The following is a 24,328-nucleotide window of genomic DNA, read 5'->3' as shown; positions in this document are numbered from 1 at the left end:
AAATAAATAATAATAGATACCGCATTATTAGCAGTAGATTACCTAGTCCGCCTGTGAGATGACATAGCATAAATGTATCTTATTTTTGATATTTTAATACCTATTGAGAGACACCATATTTAAAATAACGCGCCAATAGGTTTTAGCGGTGATTTAGAAAATTATGTTAAGATAGGACGCTTAATTCCTTTTTTATCTTTTAGTATTTATTATTAAGGAATATAAAATTTTTCTGAAAACCATCATTTTTTATCCTGTACAACCGCAGTATGCACTCATCGCTTACTCTAACCATCATCTCGACCAATTTATTAGATTTCACAAAAAACCACGATTAGGTACGCCTGCCTATAGGAAATGTTATATGTTTTTCTCCCCTTTTTCTCAACTCAAGCCCTCTGCAACCAAACTTTTTAAAAGTGGGTTTTCTACCAATAAGCTGTCTCATGCTTTAGTAAGTGTGTTATTAATAACGGTAGCCGCTGGCTGCTCGAATAATGCGGCTGATGCCAGTATCGTTAATAGTACGCAAGCCAACACCAGTAAGACCGTAGGCAATAGTGATGCCGCAGTGGTAAAAGCACTGCAAGCCAACTTGAAGGCATCCGGTATCGAAGAAAAAATTATTTCAGCCGTACCCACAGATATGAGTGATATTTACTGGGTGACTGGTGAAGGACTGCCAGCGTTTTTTACTGATAAATTAGGCAAGCATATTATTCAAGGGCAAATTATTGCTGTCGGTGACGGTGAGCCTGTTGATATCAGTGGTGCATTGGTCGCACGTACCGCGCAAGAGGCGCTAAAAGCGGTCGATAAAAAGGACATGATTATTTATCCGGCAAAAGGGCAAACTAAGTCCGTTGTTTACTCCTTTACAGATGCCGACTGTCCTTACTGTACCAAGCTGCATGAAGAGATGGACGAGATTAATGCATTAGGGATTGAAGTGCGGTATTTAGCATGGCCGCGTAGTCAGCAAAGCGTGCCAAAAATGGAGGCGATTTGGTGTAGTAAAGACCGTGTTGCTGCAATGGATAAAGCTAAGTCGGGTCAGAATGTGACCGCTGCTAATTGCAATAGCCCGGTACAAGCACAAATGGCGCTGGGTGCTAGACTTGGTGTGAACGGAACGCCAGCAATCTTTACGGAATCCGGTCAGCAAGTGGGTGGCTACCTGCCAGCCGCGCAATTGGCACAAGCCGTGAACGCAGCGCAGTAGTAATTATTAACTAAGTCATATATATATACAAAATAGTTAATCTATTATACATACTACTATTAGCGGTTATAAGCCTTAGCAGCCAACTACCTTAGGTATAGTGTAGACGCTGCTACTGCTTGACGCTATGATACGGTAACCTTTATTACTGTCTCAGTATGACAGCTTTAAAAATAGGTTAGCCCTATAGAATATTAAATACGATAACTGCAGCGGTAATACAACTTAAAACAACCCTCTGTTAATCCGCTATTATAAATTTTAGCCCTTATTATTTAAGATAATAGCGACCTATATCCCCTCTTTCCCATTCATCTATTTAACCTCTTGAGGATACTGTGAGTAAACCCATCAAACTAGCCATACTTGGCCTCGGTACTGTCGGTACTGGCGTGATCAATCTAATCAATGATAACTTAGACGAGCTTAAACGTCGCAGCGGGCGCGATATTATTATTACCGAAGTCGGTACGCGCCGCCAGCGTGATGATATTGACGCCAGTATTATTCAAAATGATGATCTAATGGCCGTCGCTGCCAGCGATAACGTTGATATTGTCATTGAGGTCATCGGCGGCACGACCTTCGCTAAAGACATCATTATGCATGCCATCAAACACGGTAAGCATGTCGTGACTGCTAATAAAGCTCTGCTGGCTGAACATGGCAATGAGATTTTTGCTTTAGCTGAAGCCAATAACGTCCATGTGGCTTATGAAGCTGCAGTGGCAGGCGGTATTCCGATTATTAAAGTTATGCGTGAAGCGCTTGCTGCTAATAAAGTAGATTGGCTCGCGGGTATCATTAACGGTACAGGCAACTTTATCATGTCTGAGATGCGTGATACCGGTCGCCCCTTTGCCGATGTGCTAAAAGAGGCGCAAGACTTGGGCTACGCTGAAGCCGATCCGACTTTTGATGTAGAAGGCATCGATGCGGCACATAAATTGGCGCTACTTGCCTCTATCGCCTTTGGTATTCCGTTACAGTTTGACAAGGTATATTGCGAAGGTATCACCGCTATTACCTTACAAGATGTCAATTATGCTGAAGAATTGGGCTACCGTATCAAGCATGTAGGCTTTGCGGTTCGCCGTACTAACGATAAAGGTGAGGAAGGTATCGAACTGCGTGTGCATCCAACCTTGATTCCACAAGATGCGTTACTTGCCAATGTGAATGGGGTTAAGAACGCCGTATTGGTAAACTCACATCCACTTGGGCAGACGCTTTATTATGGTGACGGGGCGGGTGCAGGCGCAACGGCCTCTGCAGTCATGGCCGACGTCATGGATTTAGTACGCGTATTGGGCACAGATAATTCCAGTCAACATGGCCATCATGTACCGCATTTGTCTTTTTTGCCGAAGCAACTCTCTGATACCCCAATATTACGCGCTGAGCAAATGATTACTGGCTACTATCTACGCGTCCATGCTTATGATAATCCAGGCGTATTAGCCGATATTACCCGTATCCTGAGCGATGCCGGTATTAATATTGATGCAATTTTACAAAAACCTGCACACAAAGCTGGGCAAGTACCGATCATTATCTTGACCTTGCCAGTAGTCGAGAGTCAGATGAATCTAGCGATTGAGAAAATCGAAAAACTTGATGCTATTACTGACAAAGTCGTGCGTATTCGCTTGGATGAATTGGCATAGCTGGTAGCGTATATGAGTAAGTAAAGCACTCAGTGTATGGGCGCGCTTAGCCGATATTATACTAAGTATTAATCAAAACCTACTGATAAGGAAGGATAACCATGTCAAATGATGCGATTGTAATTGTTAATAGTGCGCGTACGCCAATGGGTGGCTTTCAGGGTGCATTAAAAGATATCAGCGCCACTGATTTAGGTGCTGCAGCCATCAAAGCGGCAGTTGCCCGCGCTGGTATTAGTACTGATAGCATTGATGAAGTCATCATGGGCTGTGTCCTAACGGCTGGACTTGGTCAGGGGCCTGCTCGTCAAGCCATGCGCGCAGCGGGGCTGCCAGATGCTACTGGCGCAGTAACTATTAATAAGCTATGCGGCTCTGGTCTAAAAGCAATCATGCAGGCTTGTGATGGTATTAAGGCAGGTAGCTTCAACGTTGCCGTTGCAGGTGGTATGGAATCGATGACCAATACGCCCTATGTTATGCCTGGTGCACGTAGTGGCTACCGTATGGGCAATAAAGAAGTCAAAGACCACATGTTTTTAGATGGTCTAGAAGATGCCGAAACTGGCAGGCTCATGGGTCAGTTTGCACAAGAGATGGCCGATGAAAAAGGCTATACCCGCGAACAGATGGATGAGTTTGCTATTGAGTCACTCAACCGTGCTCTAACCGCTATTAAAGACGGTCATTTCGATAATGAAATCACACCAGTAACTTTTGCGACTCGTAAAAGTGAAAAAACCGTCGAGACGGATGAAGAACCAGCACTTGCCAATGCTGAGCGCATCCCAACCTTACGCCCTGCCTTTGCCAAAGACGGTACGATTACCGCAGCCAATGCCAGCTCAATCTCAGATGGTGCAGCCGCAGTGGTGCTGATGAAAGAGTCTCAAGCCAAAGCTGAAGGTCTAAATTATCAAGCACGCATTATCGCTACTGCCTCAAACTCACGGCATCCAAGTGAATTTACCATTGCCCCAATTGGCGCGATTGAAAAAGTACTTACGAATGCAAGCTGGTCAATTGCTGATGTCGATCTATGGGAGATTAACGAAGCCTTTGCTATGGTTACGATGGCGGCGATGGATGAGCTTCATATCGATCATGCTAAAGTTAATATCGAAGGCGGCGCTTGTGCCCTTGGTCATCCGATCGGTTGCTCTGGTGCACGTATCGTCATTACCTTGATTAACTCTTTACAGCGTACTGGCGGTAAAAAAGGCGTGGCGACTTTATGTATCGGTGGCGGTGAAGCCGTAGCCATTGCTATTGAACTGCCTTAACGAGTTAGCTCGTTAGTAATACTGCCCTATCGAAACAAAATTACTTAATTGAAGTCGTAATCTTCCCTATTATTAGAATTAATAACGACCGCACTGATAACGCTCAGTGCGGTTTTTTTTGTGTTTAACCTATCAAAAACAGCAAATAATATTTACTGTTGTAAAAAAGCGTTAACTTATACGCTTGCGTTGTTATTCAACTTACAGCCCATTACACGAGATTACGTCACATGCACACTTTGCTACCTTGCTCATATATCTCATTCAAAAATCGAGTGTTACGATAATTACAAGTTGAGGCAGCAGAGATTAACTACAGTTTTTATGAAATGTATTTAATCATTTTTGGTAGTAAAAGAAATTAGAAAAACCAACCTACCATTTCTTATTCAACGATAGACTTATAACCGGCGTTAATGTTTAACGCTATTATTTTGAGTTTTACTTTTAACTATTAATTAAATAACCATTTACTCATATAAAAGGAATACAACAATGAGCCAACTAGTCCGCTTACAAGATATCCAAGCTACTCACCGTGATCTTATTGGTGACGACTATTATGACCCAACAGGTAAAACTGCTTATGGTGTCGACGAAGATAAAATCGGTAAAATTGAAGGCGCGTTAGTAGAAGATACTACTGGCCGTATCCGCTATTTAATCGTTGATGCAGGTGGTTGGTTCAGCTCAAAAGAAGTACTAGTACCAGCAGGTTTAGCCCGTATCGTTGGTGATGACGTATTCTTTGATAGTTTGACTAAATCACAAGTTGATGCCATGGAAGTTTATGACCATGACTATCAGTACAGCTATAAAGAACAGCATGAAAAAGACCGTAAAGCATTTGTTGCAGATACTGTCCCTGTTGCAGAACGCATGGAAATTCAAGATACCGCTTACGATGCACCGAACACGCTTGAGCTATTAGAAGAGCGTCTAACGGTTAATAAAGACCGTATCGTTGCAGGTTTAGTAAAAGTCGGTAAACACGTAGTGACTGAAGAACGCAATGTCGAAGTCAACCTTGAAGAAGAGCATGCACATATCGAACGTACCAACGTAGACCGCCCAACTGATCGTCGCATCGGTGATACTGATAACAGCGATACTATCGAAGTTGAGCTAGAAGCTGAACGTGCTCGCGTTAGTAAAGAAACTTATGTTGCAGAAGAAGTAAACGTTGGCAAAACTACCCAAAGCCGTACTGAGACTATCGTTGAAACTATTCAACGTGAAGAGCTTGATATCGATCGTGACGGCAACGTTGTTGACCGTGAAGGCAATATCGTAGACCGTGATAATATCACTGCTGAAGATGTACGCCGCGCTCGTGGTATGTAATAAGCCAAACTACTACTGTCTTGTATCAAACCTTTAATTTAAAGGTATATACAGACGGTAATTAGTGAGCTAGTGAGCTAGATACATAGGCTCAGTGAATCAAGGCCAGAGCCTGTCTCTGGTCTTTTTTTATTTCAATACAACATGTTAAGATTTTCTTGATTATCCTATCGTTGAATATATACCTTTAACATATACACCTTTTGTTAATTAGTAGGCTTCTACTAAGAAACACACTCCTATAATAATGATTTGATACTAGTGGTTTTATAATAATACTTCTCTTTTAAAAAGGACTTAAACCATGAATAACGACAATATGAATACAGAACAAGGCACAAATCCTGCCTTATCTCCTACTGACATCGCTAATAACAAAGCTGCTAGACTTGTTGACCATTCTGCTGAAAATAAGTTACCAGCACCTACTAATGTCTTAAATAATGATAATGTATCAAATACTGACAACATCGCAAACAATATAAGCGCTCCTAATGCAGTGAATAAAGTAGGTCATGTCGGACACTTAGAGTTACTAGAAGAACGCCCAGTGATCAATAAGGAGCGCTTGGATGTTGGTAAAGTAACAGTAACTAAGCATGCCCGTACCAAAACTATTGAAGTGCCTATTGAGTTGGTCGAAGAATATCTTGTCGTTCGTACTGAGTACTATGATGCCCAAAGCCAAGACTTACTATCGGGTAATTATGAAGATCAAGATATACTGCGTCACGTTGAACCTTCGTTAGACAGCAATGCAGTCGTTACTATTAATGGCAATCAGGTTAAAATTGGTGATGAACCAATTGAGATTGTGATCTCACGACAGGTCGCAACCATCACGAAAGATACTCATGTTATTCAAGAAGTTGACATCAACAAAACCACGCATATACATACGGATAATATTCAAGTTGAGCTGAAACATGAAGAGCTAGATGTAAAAGAGGAAGGTTTTTTAGAACATGAGGGCAACCGTACTAATAAAAAGTAATGGTAATAAAGAATTGCTCTAGTCATTTAATAAAACATTTTTATTAGAACCTAAATTATTGCCATAAAAAAAGCAACGTTCACGTTGCTTTTTTTTATTTAAGTTATGAAAAACTGTCTTTAGACTACCTACTAGTATTAGCAATAGAACGGCTTTAGCTAGTCTGTTTTTTTACATTCATAGGTGTTTATACTGCTGTCATCGGCACCCGCCATACGCATCACACCTGTCTCACGATCTTTATGGGCTACACGCCATTGGGTCGCACCTTCACTACCATCAAGTGCTGTTTTCCCTTCATAAACTTCAGGGTTAGTACCCTCGTTAGTCTTCGCCAAAGTTAAGGTACCTTGATCAGTTGCCAACACGACTTGATTATCTTCATAGGTAGCTTCTACTTTTAGCGTAGGCGAGCATAGATAAGTCATTTGCGTCAGACCGGTATTAACCGTTGCAATCGTATCGTCTTCTACTTCATTCAATGTAGGATCTTCGCTTGCTAAGGCCGTAACATTAGGATCAGCGGGTTCAGCTGACATAGGAACTGATTCTTCAGCATTGATATTGTCTTCTAAACTTGGTTCCGGCTCTTGTTGTTTTTGACATGCACTAAGACTGATTGCACTAACCAGCAAACCAGTAATGAAAATGGAAGGTCGTAAATGCCCTAAACTCATAACACTCTCCTAATTTAATATGGTAAATACTATAGCCTGTCCACCGATTCACGCCTATGCTGAATTTGTAAGCAATGACCACAGAAGATATTTTAACGATAATAATGCATGATGTCAGCTTATAAATAGTACAAAACAGACTGACTCTTGTCCATAAAAAAAGCCCACAGCGTTAAGCAGCGATGGACCTCTTTCATTGTTAGGATAATTTAAACATACCAAAAAACGAACTAACGACTATATTTTGCCGTGGCATTGCTTATATTTGAGCGCAGAGCCGCACGGACAGGGCGCATTGCGGCTGATATTCATACCCGCGTAAGGATTGGGTTCAGCATTATCACCCTCAGCGGTAACATTCGTATTTAAAGCAGTCTCACTACTAAGGTTAACTCGCATCTGACCGTTGGCACGGGCGTCTTGGTTTTGAGCATGTGGGCTTTGCGCTTGTAAGTTTGGATGGCGCGGTTCTGGCTGCGATTCGCCAGCTAAGTTTGCCACATCACTGTGCTCAAATTGCATTTGCATCTGCGCTGCATCCTCGCGTTGCTGCGCCTCTAACGCCTCTAACTCTTCTTTGGTTGGGATATGTACGCGCGATAAATCTTGTACCGTCTCGGATTTAATGGCGCCGAGCATCATTTGGAACAGCTCAAATGACTCGCGTTTATATTCTTGCTCTGGGTTCTTTTGTGCATAACCTCGCAGGTGAATACCTTTACGCAGCTGATCCATTTGCGTTAAATGATCTTTCCAGTGCTTATCAAGACTTTGCAGCATAAAATGACGCTCAAGTTGGGCAGCACTTTGCTCGCCCATTTGTTCACGGCGACCATGATAATGCTCAAGCGCGGTGTTAATTATCTTAGTGCGCAATCCTTCTTCGTCCAGACGACGGTCTTCATCCAGCCAATCATTGATCGGCATATATAACTTAAATTCGTTTTCCAGCTCATCCTCTAACGCATCAATATTCCATTGATCATCAACAGAGCCTGGCGGAATAAACTGGTTAATCATGGCGTTATAAACGTCATTATGCATCACTCTAATGGCTTCTAGCAAATCCATATCCGCCAGTAAGTCATCGCGCTGACCATAGATAACTTTACGCTGGTCGTTTGCCACATCATCATATTTTAGCAAGTTCTTACGAGCATCAAAGTCACGGCTTTCAACCTTACCTTGCGCATTCTCAATCGATCTTGAGACCATTTTATGCTCAATGGCTTCATCTTCTTTGAGACCCATCGCGCGCATCATATTGACCACGCGGTCACCGGCAAAGATACGCATTAGGTCATCTTCGAGCGATAAAAAGAAGCGCGACATACCGGGGTCACCTTGACGACCGGCACGACCACGCAGCTGATTATCAATACGGCGAGATTCATGGCGCTCAGAGCCAACGATATGCAAGCCACCTGCCGCGACCACTTCATCATGCTTGACTTGCCATTCGGCTCTCAGGCGTGCCATCTCATCAGGGCTGACAGATTCGATGTCTTCAATAAACGACTGCCAGTTACCACCCAAGATAATATCCGTCCCACGACCTGCCATATTGGTGGCAATAGTCACCGCTTTTGGACTGCCTGCTTGGGCAATAATTTCGGCTTCGCGCTCATGCTGCTTGGCGTTCAAGACGTTGTGTTTGACGCCTTCTTGGTCGAGCAAATAGGACAGTTCTTCACTGGCTTCGATCGTCGCTGTACCAACAAGTACTGGTGCGCCTTTTGCCTGAATCTCTTTAATCTCGCGGATGATACCTTGATATTTACCCAATTTGGTTAAGAAAATCTGGTCTTCCAAATCCACCCGCGCAATCGGCTCATGGGTTGGAATAACAATCACGTCCAAATCATACGTTGATTTAAATTCTGCGGCTTCAGTATCTGCCGTACCCGTCATGCCGGATAACTTATCATACAGACGGAAAAAGTTCTGAAAAGTGGTGGTCGCAAGGGTTTGGTTTTCCGCTTGAATCTCAACACCTTCTTTGGCCTCTACCGCTTGGTGTAAGCCTTCTGACCAGCGGCGACCGGGCATAGTACGACCCGTATTTTCATCCACGATGACCACTTCGCCATCATCAACGATATAATGGACGTTTTTGACAAACACGTGATGGGCACGAATAGCGGCTTGCACGTGTGCCAATAGTGGCAGACGGCTTGGGCTATAGAGACTTTCTTGTTCGCCAAGTTCGCCGACTTCTATTAAGAAACGCTCGATTTTCTCGTAGCCTTTTTCACTAATCTCAATCTGGCGGTTCTTTTCGTCAATCCAAAAATCTTCTTCTTCATTATTCTTATTGGCTTCTTCATCTTTTGAGCGAATCAGTACCGGAATAATGGTATTAATTAACGCGTACATCCGCGATGAGTCTTCCGCTTGCCCTGAGATAATCAGTGGCGTGCGTGCTTCATCAATAAGGATAGAGTCAATCTCATCAATAATACAAAAATTCAGCGGGCGCTGCTTTTTCTCGCCTAAGCTAAAGACCATATTATCGCGCAGATAATCAAAGCCGTATTCGTTGTTGGTACCGTAAGTGATGTCCGCTTGATAGGCATCGACTTTTTCTTGTCCCGGCTGCTGCGAATAAATCACCCCAACGGTCAATCCTAAAAAGGCAAATAAGGGACGGTTTAGTTCCGCATCACGCGCCGCCAAATAGTCATTGACCGTCACCAGATGCACGCCTTTACCACTAATGGCATTCAGATACATTGCCAATGTCGCCATCAAGGTTTTACCCTCACCGGTCTTCATCTCGGCAATTTTTCCTTCATGCAGGGTGATACCACCGATAAGCTGCACGTCATAGTGACGCATGCCGTTGACGCGCAAAGACGCCTCACGGCAGACGGCAAACGCTTCTGGTAATAACGCGTCTAAGCTCTCGCCGTTTTGAAAACGGTCTTTAAAGGCTTGCGTCTTTTGTTGCAGTTGCTCATCAGATAAGGCTTGTACCACCGCCTCTTGCGCGTTAATTTTGCTGACCACCTTACGCATGCGCTTCAGTTCGCGGTCATTTTTGGTGCCAACCACACTACCTACAATCTTTGATAACATAATTTTTTAACCTATGGAAATATTCGATAATCAGCAAAGTCAATATAGGCGAGCCTGCCGTCCTTTCATTACCCGACTTCATCACCCGACTAAGTACTACCTAATCAAGTATCGCCCAATTAAGTGTGTCGATATTATATATGGTTATGCGGCGGATGGATACAAGGGCAATCAGCAGTTATTTGCCTGCGTTAAAAGGGTAACAGTCATGTTAAAATAGCAGCAATTCTGCCTCTATTTTTTATTATTATTTGGCTGTTTTTACGCCTTGATGACCCAGTATTATTTTATATCCATAATTTTCTTTAAGGTATTGCCCCTTTAAAAACGATAAGAGACCTGCATGACTGTTCAGCCTGCTATTCAAAACAATCTTTTCTTAAACCCTAATTCATCAAAACAAAACTTAAGTGAGACATTGATAATAGGCGATGCTGTTTATGATTTAGCCGATCATACCCCTATGATGGTGCAATATTTGACCATGAAAGTTAACTATCCTAATGCGCTTTTATTGTATCGGATGGGCGACTTTTATGAGCTATTTTTTGATGACGCTAAGCGTGCCGCGCAACTGTTAGATATTACTCTAACGCGCCGTGGGACGGATAAAGCGGGTAATACGATTGCGATGGCAGGCGTACCGTTTCATGCTGCGGACAGCTATATGGCACGGCTGATTGCCGCTGGTCAAACAGTCGTCGTGTGTGAGCAAATCGACGAAACCTCTGCCACCATGCCAGTCATGGGCGAGAAAAGTAAAAAAGACAACAGTTTTAAAAACAACACTCAATCTAAAAACAGCAAAGCCAAACCGCCCACCATTATGCGTCGTGAAGTGGTCAAAACCCTCACTGCAGGGACGATCACCGATGATGCGCTGATTGCGCCCAACCATACGCCTACGGTGGTCGCCATTGATATTGCGATGCCCAAAGGTAACAGTAATCAGCCTCTCCAAGCCGCAGTCAGTCAAATGAACTTGGCAGTAGGAACATTAACCACGCAAACGCTACGTGCGGATAATAAAACCAATGCTGACGGTACTAATAGCCCTATCGAAAACCTACAAGCGCAAATGCTCACCGTCTTGGCACGCTTTGCACCCAGTGAATGTATCGTCAGCGAAGCCATAACTGAGGAATGGCTGTTATGGCTAAGGACGCAGCTCGATTGCCCTATTATCGAAGTGGCAGCCAATGACTTCCACCCCGATCATGCCAGCGCAACTTTATGCCAACAGTTCGAAGTACAGCGTTTAGACGGGTTAGGGATTGCCGATACCACGCTGAGCCAGACCAGCTGCGCCGCCCTGATTCACTACGCTCAGCAAACCCAGCAGCGTCATGTGCCACAAGTGAATCAACTCATCGTTGAGCATAATGACGACTACCTTATTATTGATGCCAATAGCCAGCAAAACCTTGAGCTGTTTACGCCAGTCAGCGCCAATGGCACCTCATTAATATCGGTACTGAACCATTGCAAAACGCCAATGGGCAAGCGTCTATTAATGCAGCAAATGAAGCGTCCATTACGTCAACCTGCACGTATCAATCAGCGCTTAGATGCGATTGCCAGCCTTTTGCAAAATGCTAATACCCTAAATAATCCTGATAATAATGTAGACAACAATTTAAATAATACGGTAGTCACACGCCTACGCGAGACCCTAAACACTATCGGCGATATTGAGCGTATTAGTAGTCGTATTGGGCTGATGAGCGCCAAGCCGCGTGACTTACGCAAACTGGCTGATGGAATTATTAGTAGTAATCAGTTGACTGCCCTACTCACGCAAGCAGGGATTGTCGCTGAACACGCAGGATTATTACCAATGCTTATGCAGCAGTTACCCGCGCAGCTGCCTGCCGTCCAAGCGGTCGCTGACTTGATTGAGTGTGCGATTATTTTAGAACCGCCCGCGCATATCCGCGATGGTGGTATGCTCGCAGCAGGATTTGATAGCGAGTTTGATCGCCTAACCCACCTCCATGATAATATCCAAGCCACGCTTGATGACATGGCAGAGCGCACCCGCCAAGCGCACCAACTTCCCAGCCTAAAAGTAGGCTTTAATAAAGTCAGTGGCTTTTATTTTGAGCTACCAAAAACGCAGGCTAAGAATGCGCCCAGCCACTTCATCCGTCGGCAAACCCTTAAAAACAGCGAACGCTTTATCACGGACGAGCTAAAAGAAGTTGAAACCGAATATTTAAGCGCGCAGACCTTAGCACTCGCACGTGAAAAGCAGCTTTATCAACAAATCCTCACTACTTTAAGTAGCCACTTGTCAGAACTGCAACAGTTGAGCGCCACTATCGCCCAGATAGACGTCTTGAGCAATTGGGCGCAACTGGCATGTGTCTATAACTGGCAACGTCCGGTCATGACTAATGGTGCAGATGACGGTAGTTTAGCCAACATAGATATTAGCGCCGGTCGCCATGTGGTGGTAGAAGCAGCGCTCAACGCAACCAACAGTAGCAATGCTAGCCATAAAAGCACGTTCGTTGCCAACGACTGTCAGCTTGGTAGCTTGGCACACCCTGAACGCCTAATGATTATTACTGGCCCTAATATGGGCGGTAAGTCCACCTATATGCGCCAAACTGCGCTGATAGTTCTGCTTGCGCATTGTGGTAGCTTTGTCCCAGCAGCGCAGGCGCGTATTGGTGATATCGATCGTATCTTTACCCGCATTGGTTCAGCGGATGACCTTGCCGGTGGTAAGTCGACCTTTATGGTCGAGATGATTGAGACCGCCAATATTCTTAACCTTGCGACCGATAAATCCTTAGTGCTGATGGACGAAGTTGGACGTGGTACGGCAACCACGGACGGCTTAGCAATTGCTCATGCCTGTGTTAATCGGCTGTTAGAGATTGGCTGCCTGACCTTATTTGCCACCCATTATTTTGAGCTGACCCAATTGGCACAGACCCCTAATAGCAACCTTCATAATAAGAATAACACTAGCGGCATTCGTAATGTTCACGTCGCCGCAAGCGATATCGACGGGCAATTATTGCTGTTGCATCAAATCAGGGACGGTGCAGCAAGCTCTAGTTTTGGCCTGCATGTGGCGAAGATGGCAGGCATACCCGCTCAAGTGCTGAATGATGCCAAACGCTATTTGCACGAGACCTTAAACACCGATAACATACCCGCTGCTGATGACAAAACTGACTTAGCTAAGTCAAGAAAGGATAAACGTCAGTCTATAATGGACGATAATATGACTAGCAGTACGGCTCATGCCAGCGTTCAAAGTAATAGCTCAGACTATAATCAGCAACAAAAACAATTGCTTAGCGTTTATGATAAGCTTAATGACGTTGATCCTGACAGTTTAACGCCCAAACAAGCTTTAGATATGCTTTATACGCTTAAACAACTCATTAATCGCTAAAGGGGTTTGTTAAATAGACGTAAAGGCGCTAAAATACGCTTTATTTTTAATTAAATACTTTTATTTATTTAAATGTTTTTTTTGTTTATTTAAACCCATTTTCAGCTATTTTTATACGCCGAATCAACCACAGGTAGCCACCGCCATGACCTTTGTCGTTACAGATAACTGCATCCTTTGCAAGCACACCGACTGTGTGGAAGTCTGCCCTGTGGACTGCTTTTATGAAGGGCCTAACTTCCTCGTCATCGATCCTGATGAGTGCATCGACTGCGCGCTATGCGAGCCTGAATGCCCTGCCAATGCGATATTCTCAGAAGACGAAGTACCGAAAGGGCAAGAAATCTATATCGGACTTAATGAAGAGTTGGCACAAAAATGGCCAAACATTACTGAGATGAAAGACAGTCTGCCAGACGCTGAAAAGTGGGATGGTGTTGAGGATAAATTGCAGTATCTTGAGAAGTAGTAGATTTAAAACAGCTTAACGTCTTAAGACAAATAAAAACCACCTAATAGCATTATGCTATTAGGTGGTTTTTATTTGTCTGGTCTACAACTGATTTATAATTCTAAGTGATGAAACTATAAGCTAGCGTTATAAGAACATGACTTGGGCAAATAAGCAGGCTCAATATTACTGCTACAGCTCCAAGACCCTTCATTAGTGCGTAGCCATTCTACTTTTTTACCGGTTAAGGTCGGGGTGACTTGCGTGGACACGACGGCAGTGATACTGGTCGTCAAGGTCAGCGGATTGCTCATCTGTGCCACACCCATATTATTGGGCAACACCACACCCACCTGCGAGCCACCAACTATCAGGTTAGATTCTGTCGCACGTGGGTCGCACTCATGACTATCAAGTCCAATCTTAGTGCGACCTGTCTGCAAGCACTCCTCTACCGACAACCTCAACTGAGCCAATTCGCTGATTACCCTTGTGGTCTGAGTTTTACTAACATAGCTTTGATATAGAGGAATCGCAATCGCCGCTAGAATACCAATAATAGCAACACCTATCATTAGCTCAATGAGAGTAAAGCCTGATTGGATCGATAGGTGACGCTTTTGGATTGTATTCATAATCATTATATCAAGTTATCAAGGTTAATCTGACGGTGCACACGCTATACCAATCCTGGTTTAGATAGAGTAAAAAAGCCAAACATAACGTTTGGCTTTTCTATTCATTACTTCGTTTTATTGATTAAGATGCTGTGCAACCTGCTGGTGCATATTTAGCGTCTACTTTTGTAGTACAGGTCCACGCGCCATTAGCATCACGTGTCCAAGTTATCGTGTTTTTCGGTGACGTTTTCAGAGTTGCTGCTGCGCTATCAGCAAATGTCGCTACAATTGCTGTAGTTTCACTAAGCACTTCGTCATTCGTACCATCTGCTGCTTTTGGAGCTTTACCAGCAACTGTGGTGGCTTGAATATTAGATTTAGTAATACCAAGAGCACAAGTGCCTACAGCTGTTTTGCCTTCGTTTAAACAAGTTTCAACCGAAGTCTTAACAGAAGAGGTCTCACCCATAGCACGGCTTACTTGCGACTTAGCAATATAGTTCTGATACTGAGGAATAGCAATCGCAGCCAGAATACCAATAATGGCAACAACGATCATGAGTTCGATTAAAGTAAAACCTTTTTGAGTGTTCATAATTATTCCTTTAAGAAAATGTTAAAATAATTTGCTGTGCCGTACAGCGTTAGCAACTGTTTATTCGTTATAAATAGTGTGAGTATCAGTGAAGCCAATTATTAACTTGCTGACTGTATTGTTATTATCGTTGCAGGTTACGTGCCAACTCTTGCCGCTATGAGGTAACAGACCTCATGCCATACTGTTCTTACAGGCATAAAAAAGCCAAACATGATGTTTGACTTTTCTAGTGACTATAACTTTTACTTTAAAAACTTCTAGTTAAAGTTATGCGCTTTAAGCTTTAAAAGGGCAACCCGCTGATGCATATTTAGCGTCTGCTGTAGTGGTACAAGTCCACGCGCCATTAGCATCACGTATCCAAGTTACAGTACTGCCCTTTTTCAAAGTGGCAGCAGCGCTACCATTAAATGTCGCTACGATTGCTGTTGTTTCAGTTAACGCTTTAGAGTTTGTACCATCTACTTGTGCACCTGCGTTAACAGTAGTAGCTTGAATATTAGAGTCCGTAATACCAAGAGCACATGCTTTTTCAGCTGTTTTGCCTTCGTTTAAACAAGTTTCAACGGAAGTCTTAACAGAAGAGGTCTCGCCTACCGCACGGCTCACTTGTGACTTAGCAATGTAGTTCTGATACTGAGGTATCGCAATAGCGGCCAAGATACCGATAATAGCAACAACGATCATGAGTTCGATTAAAGTAAAACCTTTTTGTGCGTTCATAATTATTCCTTTAAAATATTATTAAAATAATTTGCTGTGCCATACAGCATCAGCAACTGTTTATTCGTTATAAATAGTATGAGTATCAGTGAAGCCAATTATTGACGTGCTGACTGTATTGTTATTATCGTTGCAGGTTACGTGCCAACTTTTTCCCGTTATTATGCAGTAATCCTGATTAGTAGGTAGTTATTACTGCGATTATTTATATTTGTCTGATTAAAAAATAGAGACAATAAATATTATGCCATACTGTTTTATAGACATAAAAAAGCCAAACATGATGTTTGGCTTTTCTATATCTTATACTTTTACTTTAAAAACTTCTATTTAGACTTATCCCGCTTTAGCTTTAAAAGGGCAACCCGCTGATGCATATTTAGCATCTGCTGTAGTCGTACATGTCCATGCACCGTTAACATCACGTAACCAAGTTACAGTACTTGGACCCTTTTTCAAAGTGGCAGCAGCGCTACCATTAAATGTTCCTATAATTTGAGTAATCTCAGTAAGCTCAGCGGCATTAGTACCAGTAAGAGCAGTTGGAGCAGTTGGAGTACCACCTACTGTAGTTGCCTGAATATTAGAAGCAGTGATACCCAGTTGGCATTGAGTAGCAGCGGTTTTACCTTCGTTAATACAAGTTTCAACTGCAGTCTTAACAGAAGAGGTCTCGCCTACTGCACGGCTCACTTGTGACTTAGCAATATAGTTCTGATACTGAGGAATAGCAATCGCAGCCAGAATACCAATAATGGCAACAACGATCATGAGTTCGATTAAAGTAAAACCTTTTTGAGTGTTCATAATTATTCCTTTGAGGAAATATTAAAATAATTTGCCGTACCGTATAGCGTTAGCAACTGTTTATTCATTAAAAATAGTATGAGTATCAGTGAAGCCAATTATTGACGTGCTGACTGCCTTGTTATTATTGTTGCAGGTTATGTGCCAAATTTGCCGCTGTTGTGCAGTTATCCAGATTAATAGACAGTTATCAAAGCGATTATTATTTATACTTGTATCGTTAGAAAATAGAGACAATAAATATCATGCCATACTATTTTATTGACATATAGAAAAGCCAAACATGATGTTTGGCTTTTCTATATGTTATAACTTTTACTTTAAAAATTATCGTTAAACTTATGGCACTGTAGGAGCAGTAACAGGGCAGCCAGCTGGCGCGTATTTTGCCTCACCCTTAAAAACACAACCCCATGAACCGTCAGCTACACGTGTCCAAGTTACAAGACTTGGGGTCTTTTTCAAAGTTGCGGCTGCACTATTGTCAAACGACGCTACGATTTTAGTTGTTTCAGTCAAGTCAGCTCCGTTGAGGCCCGTAGCTGCAACTTGTATTGCATCATTAACTTTAGTTGTTTGAATATTAGAAGCAGTAATACCAAGGGCACAAGCACCAGTTGCTGTTTTACCTTCGTTTAAACAAGTTTCAACGGAAGTCTTAACAGAAGAGGTCTCGCCCATCGCACGGCTTACTTGAGATTTTGCGATATAGTTCTGATACTGAGGAATCGCAATCGCTGCTAGGATACCGATAATAGCAACCACAATCATGAGTTCGATTAAGGTAAAGCCTTTTTGAGCGTTCATAAACTTTCCTGAAAAATAGATAGGCAGTAATTTAGTTAATAATATTTTGAATAAGTTCGCTCTTAATTAAGCTGCCGGACAAGCTGATGGCGCATATTTAGATTGTACGGTAGAGGTACATTTCCATGTGCCAGTTGCATCACGGGTCCACGTTATAGAGTTTTTCGAAGCTTCTTGCAAAGTTTTAGCAGCACTTTTATCAAACGTTGCTATGATTGTAGTACCTTCAGTTAAGACAGCTCCGTTTAAGCCTTTGGCATCTTGTACTACTGCGTTCACCTTAGTAGTTTGAATATTAGAGTCAGTGATTCCAAGAGCACAAGCGGCAATTTCTGTTTTACCTTCGTTTAAACAAGTTTCAACGGAAGTCTTAACAGAAGAGGTCTCGCCCATCGCACGGCTTACTTGAGATTTTGCGATATAGTTCTGATACTGAGGAATAGCAATCGCCGCTAGGATACCGATGATAGCAACCACAATCATGAGTTCGATTAAGGTAAAACCTTTTTGAGCGTTCATAAGCATTCCCTTTAGGATAGTGTGAGAACAGATTGTGTTGCCTGTGGGCATCTGCAACTGTTTTTCAATTATTAATATGATTGGTGTCAGTAACGCTAATTTTAAATTACTGACTGTCTTGTTATTATTGTTGCAGGTTATGTGCCAACTTTTTATCTTAATGTGAGTTTTCATTTTTTTATTGATGTATTTTATATAGTAACCCTTATCATAGTAAGGATTAATAAACAAAAAAAGGATGAGCCCAAATACAGGTAATTATGGCAGACAAGCCTGATTACACGGCTGAGAAAGTTAATAAAATGACTTTTAAGACACACGACAACTATTGTCAATTTACAATTGTTACTACTATCTTACTAAAAATGGTCACTTTAGATAAATTTTATACTTACAACGTAACTTTACCTGACAATTTTTGTCAAACCAGTTTAAAAGCAGACAAAATTTGGCAATTTATTATTGATTCCACTCATTACTTGAGCCACATAAGGTAGCGCGGCATTTAATGCCTTGATAGTCTAAACTGAGCGCACCATCAGCCACCATTTGTAAGCCTGCTTTGGGCGTGGCAGTGATTTTCCATTTAGCCGTCAGTGGCGCTGGGGTAATTGTGACGGTATACAGGCTGCCTTGTCTTGGATAGTCACCCGCCAGCCCTGTGGCTAGCTCATTGCTATATTTACCTTGTGCCAGTTTGCGACTTTGAATCTCGGAGGCGATATTGTGCATCTCACTCATCATGTCAGTGCGCTTGGACTTGACAATATAACGCTGGTAATTGGGATAGGCAACAGTAGCAAGAATGCCGATGACGGCGACTACTATCATCAGCTCAATCAGGGTAAAGCCGCGTGAAGCGTGTGAGATACAAGCCCCTTTAATGTGCTTTATGTTGCACTCATTATTATTGTTACCGCGCTGAATGCCAGTGTTTTTTATATTACTTATATTGATTTTAGTTAAATTAATATTAGTTAAATTAATATTAGTTAAAGCGGTCATTACCAGTTCTCCTGTCCAACACCGCAGTCGGTGTCAGTAATAGTGACGGTGCTGCTTTTACAGCGTGTGCCGGTACTGGTCATCATAATTTTATGTGCGCCTTTGGTCACGCCCGTGGTATTGGGTTCAGCCAGCATTTTCCACGACCGACCGATGCTGGTCTCTACCTTGTCCGATGCGGCTGGTGCTAGAGAGTTGGCAGGAGTCGTGCCATCGACAAGACTAATTTTATAGCGATAGTTGCTAGCAGTGCTGTTACTGGGGACATAGATAGCCTTATTGTCTGCGGCATCATAAGCGTAGGTTGTCGTATTGACGCCATTAACGACACTCATCTTTTGCGGTACAAAGCCTTTATAGCTCAGTGCTGAGGCGCGCCAACTCTCTAGCTGTATATTGAGTTGCATCATTTTGGCTTGGGTTTCGCGCTCAGCGTTCATCACCACATAGCGGCGATAGCTGGGAAGGGCGATCGCCGCCAGTATGCCAATAATAGAGACGATAATCATCATCTCTATTAGAGTAAAGCCGTGGCTATTGGCTTTACGACAGTTAACAATGCAATTTAACTTAGCGCTACTTATATTATCGCCATCCACCTTGTGCATTAGTTACCCTCGTACCATTGGGTGGGCTTGAGCACGAAGCGATCGCGGAACAGCAAGTCTGCCATTGAGCCGTCACCCGAGACTTTTGTGACACCTGCACCGTAGTTTTTGGGATCTTTTATATTACTATCAGTCAAGTACTTATTCGGTGCTGTCCCTTCAGCGCCACCAAACTCTAAACGATCACTGGTACGATCAGTCAGCGAGCGTCTGCCTAGCAATACTGTAGAGTTTAGATTTTTTGCGTTTACCGCCCCTAGGCTCAGCTCTTGGATACCCTCACCTGCTGAGATAAAGCCGCCAGTACCCGTCTTTGAGGTGTCATCCATACAGACGCCATATGGTAAGCAATACAGCTGGTGCTCTGAGCCGCCTAGGGTTTGGGCATCGCAGGTGTTTTTCTTGCCATACGCCATATTAGGGTCATAGACGGATAGATATAGGTAGTTATTAATGACACGGTAGTCGCCCATCGCTTTAAGGTGTGGGACTTTTTCGAACCCTTCAAAGCGGGTTAATGGGTAGTACCAGCCATGTTTTTGATGATTGACTAAGTCATTAATCATAGTGGTTTTAGGATTATCCCCTTTGATTTTAGCCAATTGTTCACCACCAAGCTCAACCATATGATTGGTACTATTAAGCTCATTGATTTTAAGGCTGTTTGACGCTGAACTGTCTAAAATATCAGCTCGGGTCACATCCGTATCGATGATGCCATAGAGTCGATTGGCCTGTTTAATGTCCGCGCGGTGCTTAGATAATGGCGAGCTACGATCACCTGATGCGACATTAATGAGCGCAAAAATATTATTGCTTTTGTCTTGATAAAAGCTGACGACCGGACGGTTATAAAAACGATAGGCGATAGGATTGGTAATCGCACCCGCACTGCTGTCGCGTTTTGAGCCGTCAAGCAAGCGCACGACACGCACTTGCTCAAAGTCTTTCTTTTTCTCATTAATGAAGTCAGCGCGGAAAACGTTGCCACCCATATCTGCAAAATATAAGTGGTCAAATAATCCGTCATTATTACGATCAAGGGCCGTGACTCCAGCGACAATACTATGATTTTGGGTATTGTCCCACGACCACAGCTTTTGTCCTGTTTTGGCATCAGCGATATATATGGTACTGCCTTTGGTTGCTATAGTGGGAGCGAATTGAGGGTCTTCATACTTCATATCATAGCCACCACCGAAGACAATAACGTCTTTATACTTACTGTCATTGGCTTTATGATTCAGACGGGCGGTGGTGACCGTATTCCAGATTTGACCGACATTACTATATTCGTTGGTGGCCTTGCCAGCGGCGTCCATAGTCGTTGTCTGCTTACCGTTGATATTTTGATGCAGCACTGGTGTGGCATTTGCAACATCGGGAGTGATGCTAAACAGGATTTTAGGCGTATTTTTATCGGCTAAGTCTAACGCATAAAGACCATCAGCGCCCATACGGAAGCCACCATACGCGGCAAGTGGTAAAAAATTACTGGTATTGGTCGCATCTTCTTGGTCAGTAGTGGTCGGCTTGTATAAAGAGACACTACGGGTTTTGTTACCGCCCGTCTCAGTGGCACTATAGCGGTATTTTGCACTGACCAACCACGGCGCATCGACCCCAAAGCTCAGCTCACCCATGGCACCTTGTACCAGCGCCTCAGGTTGGGTGCGAAACATTTCTTGCAATACTAGCGCCCACTGCTCACGACCTGTTTTGGCATCGACCATATGTAGCGCCCCATCCATCGTCCCAAATAGCAAATAATCATCGCGTTTGTCTGCGGTGACGTTGCCTGCGGCGTCAACCTCAGCGCTGTAGGAGACAAGCGCAGGCTTTGAATGCACTACTCCGCCCACTTGGCGAATAGGAGACTCTGGCAGGTAGTTTTTCATATTTAGCTGGTCTATATAGGTAGCGTCATTGGCTAAATAATTGATGTTATAACCTAGGAAGCCAAGCATTAAACGTTTAGATTGAAGCATTGTATATGCTGTTTTATATACAGCATCATTGACCGCTGGGAAGCCTGTCGGCGTTCCATTAGCAGCCACGCCTATTTTAACTACACCATCGGGTATAGTCGTATTATTCAGTCCTACATAATTTTCCACAAACACGTTACGCGTACTAGTAGGAGACTGCGTATTTGGCGAGATAAGCTGAGCATAAAATCCGCCTGCACTAACCGCTGAGTTACCTGCACTCAGATAAGGGGAAGGTTGCCATAAGTCGGCTGCGCCATCTTTTAATGCGCCTGTATTATTATCGTAAAGACGAGCGCCATTTTTACCATATAAGGTGCCATTTTTGGTCTCATATTTTTTGAGGTTGCCAGGCCATACTCTATAATTATCTCCGACTTTTGGCTCAAGCATTGGCAGATAAGCATACGGTAAGGTGGCGCTGGTCTGATAGGGATCATCGGGTACACTAATGGTACCGGCTGGAATCGTGTTAATCGTTTGGTTCAAGTCAGTGATGAATTTTTGCACGCTATTAGCAATATCTGCCGACGTTTCCGCGTAAAAAAAGCCGCCGTTACCGTAATCCTTACCTCCCCATTTACATGCATTTTTAGCATCCTGATTGGTTGCTGCATCGCAGTTATACACACCATTATTTTCAGGAATCCCAGCAAAAGATGAACCAAAGCCTGCCACGGCTGTTTTGATAACAGCACCTGCTGGATTTTGAGCTTTATTATTCAAGCGCTTAGCATACTCGCCTATATACTCCCAACCACCGGTCTCTCCAGGGAATAGTTTGGACTGCAGAGTTGGTGATGGCATTCCACCATTTGGCACATTCTCAGTAAAGTTACCTTTGGAACCAAGAGAAAGATTCATAATAGTACTAGCAATTTTAGGCTTAGTAGAGTTAGGTGCGCCATCCGTCAAGAAATAGATACCATTACCATCACATTGACCAATCGTCGCTAGTTTTTTATAATTCCTTCCCTCTTTGCTAGTATCAACAGAGTAATCAAAGCCACCTTTGAGGTTGTCATCATTATTAGTTTTCATTGAAAACGGGCTAGTTCTATAAACAAATAACCCCCTACCGCCTTGTTGCAAACTACTATCAAGACCATCCGGTTGACCCCACACCTTACCTGTAACTGGCTCGATATCTAAGGGCTCGTTTGCAACCTTTTGCCACCCACCCATTTGGGCACCTGCAGGCAAGCTCTCTAAAAAATCCCAGTACTGATTTAGTGTGACTTTAAAAGCACTCTTTATTTGTGTGAGATTATTTGCTCCTGTGGCAACAATCTGCTGATTACTTTGGTTTACTTTGCCACCTTGCCAATTATTGACGCACCACTGAACGTTATTTGTTCTATTAAGTGCACTACTGACTCCCGTACCCTTTGTATTACACACCCAGTAAGTCTGCCGACCAGTAGGATCTCTCATAATGGCATAGCCATCATAAACTAAGTCTGCACTACTTCCTCTTGGTAAATAATCATACACACTACCAGTGGTGGTACCTAACATTGCTGCACCTGCTTCTGCATAAGCTTGCACTGTTGGCGTACCTCCTGAAGCCTTATATTCATTAGGCTGATTCCAGCTTGAGATATAACGCACAAGACTAGGTTTTCCATCTTCATTAGTAAATGGATCGACAGATTTAAACTCTGATAATTTTTTGGCTAGTTTATATCTTTGTATTGGACTTAATAGGTCAGCTGCGACCAAAATAGTTCCTGAATGACTATCGACCAGTTTATTTTGCGACCCACCTACATTGTAACCAGTAACAGAAGAATAATGCCCTAGCCCCATATTTACCTTATTATCGATACTTCCTCCAGCAATTAGCGGTATCATCGCTTGCTTAAGACGCGAGAGCCGATCGTAGATAACATCGGCATCTACTTTATTATTAACAACCACATCTACCATTTGTCCTTGTTCATTATTCATTTTTTTAATGTATTGTCTTTGAGAGTTTCTGTTATAGCAGCCACGCATATAGTATGTCACTGGTTGACCATTGACATACTCTGTCTGTTCTACAGCAGGTGCATCATAATATGATTCTTTAATGGCAAATTCTGGTATAGAGCCGTTACCACCAATCTCTGAGTTATCTTTTTTATCACACAATGGTACGTCCACATCCCCTGGACTGCCGTATGGGTTGTTTTTTGGTAGCACCAGCGAGCTGATACCCATTGAGCCTGAAGTATCAATCATCATCATTAGATTAGTGCGGGCTTGGACAGCTGGCTGATAAATACTTAAATCGCCCAGTCTATTGATGACCCCTTGCTCATCAACTGCCGCCTGTGCAGTACTTATACACATCGTGGCCATAACTGCAGCACTCAAGCTTGTCATGCACAAGCGAGCTTTTGTAGATTGCATTGCACTGTGCTCACGAGCCGACTCTATTGGCGTATGATAACGATTGAGCTTCTTGAGTTTCATAATGTTATCTCCTGAGCACGGCTACAATAGACGCGACGGTATAAATAGAATAACGATAATCAATTAGT

At 43.1% G+C, this 24,328-nt stretch carries 18 protein-coding genes; 7 read left to right on the top strand and 11 right to left on the bottom strand.

The features are described from left to right. Window positions 1-364: 364 nt before the first annotated feature. From ES754_RS08455 to ES754_RS08435, 5 genes are all read left to right on the top strand, one after another. Complete coding sequence (locus ES754_RS08455; protein ID WP_147223735.1) at window positions 365-1,222, top strand: DsbC family protein; 858 nt, start codon at window positions 365-367, stop codon at window positions 1,220-1,222. Between the two features lie 338 nt (window positions 1,223-1,560). Next, on the top strand, window positions 1,561-2,889 hold the full coding sequence (locus tag ES754_RS08450; RefSeq protein ID WP_147223734.1) for a homoserine dehydrogenase: 1,329 nt from the start codon (window positions 1,561-1,563) through the stop codon (window positions 2,887-2,889). 101 nt (window positions 2,890-2,990) lie between these two features. Further along, on the top strand, window positions 2,991-4,172 hold the full coding sequence (locus ES754_RS08445; protein WP_147223733.1) for a thiolase family protein: 1,182 nt from the start codon (window positions 2,991-2,993) through the stop codon (window positions 4,170-4,172). A 495-nt stretch (window positions 4,173-4,667) separates the two neighbouring features. Continuing rightward, on the top strand, window positions 4,668-5,516 hold the full coding sequence (locus tag ES754_RS08440) for a DUF2382 domain-containing protein (RefSeq protein ID WP_147223732.1): 849 nt from the start codon (window positions 4,668-4,670) through the stop codon (window positions 5,514-5,516). A 304-nt stretch (window positions 5,517-5,820) separates the two neighbouring features. Further along, window positions 5,821-6,510 carry a YsnF/AvaK domain-containing protein gene (locus ES754_RS08435; RefSeq protein WP_147223731.1) on the top strand — a complete coding sequence of 230 codons (690 nt, stop codon included), beginning with the start codon at window positions 5,821-5,823 and terminating at the stop codon, window positions 6,508-6,510. Window positions 6,511-6,668: 158 nt separating this feature from the next. Here ES754_RS08435 and ES754_RS08430 read toward each other — a convergent pair whose 3' ends face one another. Further along, window positions 6,669-7,187 carry a hypothetical protein gene (locus tag ES754_RS08430; RefSeq protein ID WP_147223730.1) on the bottom strand — a complete coding sequence of 173 codons (519 nt, stop codon included), beginning with the start codon at window positions 7,185-7,187 and terminating at the stop codon, window positions 6,669-6,671. Window positions 7,188-7,424: 237 nt separating this feature from the next. Then, window positions 7,425-10,265, bottom strand: coding sequence for a preprotein translocase subunit SecA (secA, locus tag ES754_RS08425; protein WP_147223729.1), 2,841 nt, complete (start codon window positions 10,263-10,265; stop codon window positions 7,425-7,427). Window positions 10,266-10,608: 343 nt separating this feature from the next. Between secA and mutS the strand changes: the two genes are divergently transcribed. Together mutS and fdxA are read left to right on the top strand one after the other, a co-directional pair. Beyond that, window positions 10,609-13,677 carry a DNA mismatch repair protein MutS gene (gene mutS / locus ES754_RS08420; RefSeq protein WP_147223728.1) on the top strand — a complete coding sequence of 1,023 codons (3,069 nt, stop codon included), beginning with the start codon at window positions 10,609-10,611 and terminating at the stop codon, window positions 13,675-13,677. Between the two features lie 145 nt (window positions 13,678-13,822). Beyond that, complete coding sequence (gene fdxA / locus ES754_RS08415; protein ID WP_147223727.1) at window positions 13,823-14,146, top strand: ferredoxin FdxA; 324 nt, start codon at window positions 13,823-13,825, stop codon at window positions 14,144-14,146. A 116-nt stretch (window positions 14,147-14,262) separates the two neighbouring features. On the opposite strand, the gene ES754_RS08410 is transcribed toward fdxA, so the two are convergent. From ES754_RS08410 to ES754_RS08370, 9 genes are all read right to left on the bottom strand, one after another. Then, window positions 14,263-14,763: a pilin gene (locus tag ES754_RS08410; RefSeq protein ID WP_170231097.1), complete on the bottom strand. Its 501-nt coding sequence runs from the start codon at window positions 14,761-14,763 to the stop codon at window positions 14,263-14,265. A 124-nt stretch (window positions 14,764-14,887) separates the two neighbouring features. After that, complete coding sequence (locus tag ES754_RS08405; protein ID WP_170231096.1) at window positions 14,888-15,343, bottom strand: pilin; 456 nt, start codon at window positions 15,341-15,343, stop codon at window positions 14,888-14,890. A 279-nt stretch (window positions 15,344-15,622) separates the two neighbouring features. Continuing rightward, window positions 15,623-16,069, bottom strand: a complete 447-nt coding sequence (locus ES754_RS08400; protein WP_147223725.1) for a pilin — start codon at window positions 16,067-16,069, stop codon at window positions 15,623-15,625. Window positions 16,070-16,405: 336 nt separating this feature from the next. After that, a complete protein-coding gene (locus tag ES754_RS08395; protein ID WP_170231095.1) occupies window positions 16,406-16,876 on the bottom strand; it encodes a pilin in 471 nt (156 codons plus the stop codon). 339 nt (window positions 16,877-17,215) lie between these two features. Further along, the gene (locus tag ES754_RS08390) at window positions 17,216-17,683 is read right to left on the bottom strand and encodes a pilin (protein WP_147223723.1); all 468 of its coding nucleotides are present in this window, start codon (window positions 17,681-17,683) and stop codon (window positions 17,216-17,218) included. A gap of 66 nt (window positions 17,684-17,749) precedes the next feature. Beyond that, complete coding sequence (locus ES754_RS08385; RefSeq protein WP_147223722.1) at window positions 17,750-18,202, bottom strand: pilin; 453 nt, start codon at window positions 18,200-18,202, stop codon at window positions 17,750-17,752. Window positions 18,203-18,661: 459 nt separating this feature from the next. Next, window positions 18,662-19,207, bottom strand: coding sequence for a type IV pilin protein (locus tag ES754_RS08380; protein WP_147223721.1), 546 nt, complete (start codon window positions 19,205-19,207; stop codon window positions 18,662-18,664). Next, window positions 19,207-19,815 carry a type IV pilin protein gene (locus ES754_RS08375; protein ID WP_147223720.1) on the bottom strand — a complete coding sequence of 203 codons (609 nt, stop codon included), beginning with the start codon at window positions 19,813-19,815 and terminating at the stop codon, window positions 19,207-19,209. Before ES754_RS08375 ends, ES754_RS08380 begins: the two co-directional genes overlap by 1 nt. Then, window positions 19,815-24,260, bottom strand: a complete 4,446-nt coding sequence (locus tag ES754_RS08370) for a pilus assembly protein (protein WP_147223719.1) — start codon at window positions 24,258-24,260, stop codon at window positions 19,815-19,817. The genes ES754_RS08375 and ES754_RS08370 overlap by 1 nt, the downstream gene beginning before the upstream one ends. Between the last annotated feature and the right edge of the window lie 68 nt (window positions 24,261-24,328).

Origin of the sequence: Psychrobacter frigidicola, from assembly GCF_007997305.1 — a bacterium.
GTDB lineage: Bacteria > Pseudomonadota > Gammaproteobacteria > Pseudomonadales > Moraxellaceae > Psychrobacter > Psychrobacter frigidicola.
The sequence above is the reverse complement of the archived record's forward strand: the minus strand, read 5'-3'. Positions and strand labels throughout refer to the sequence as shown.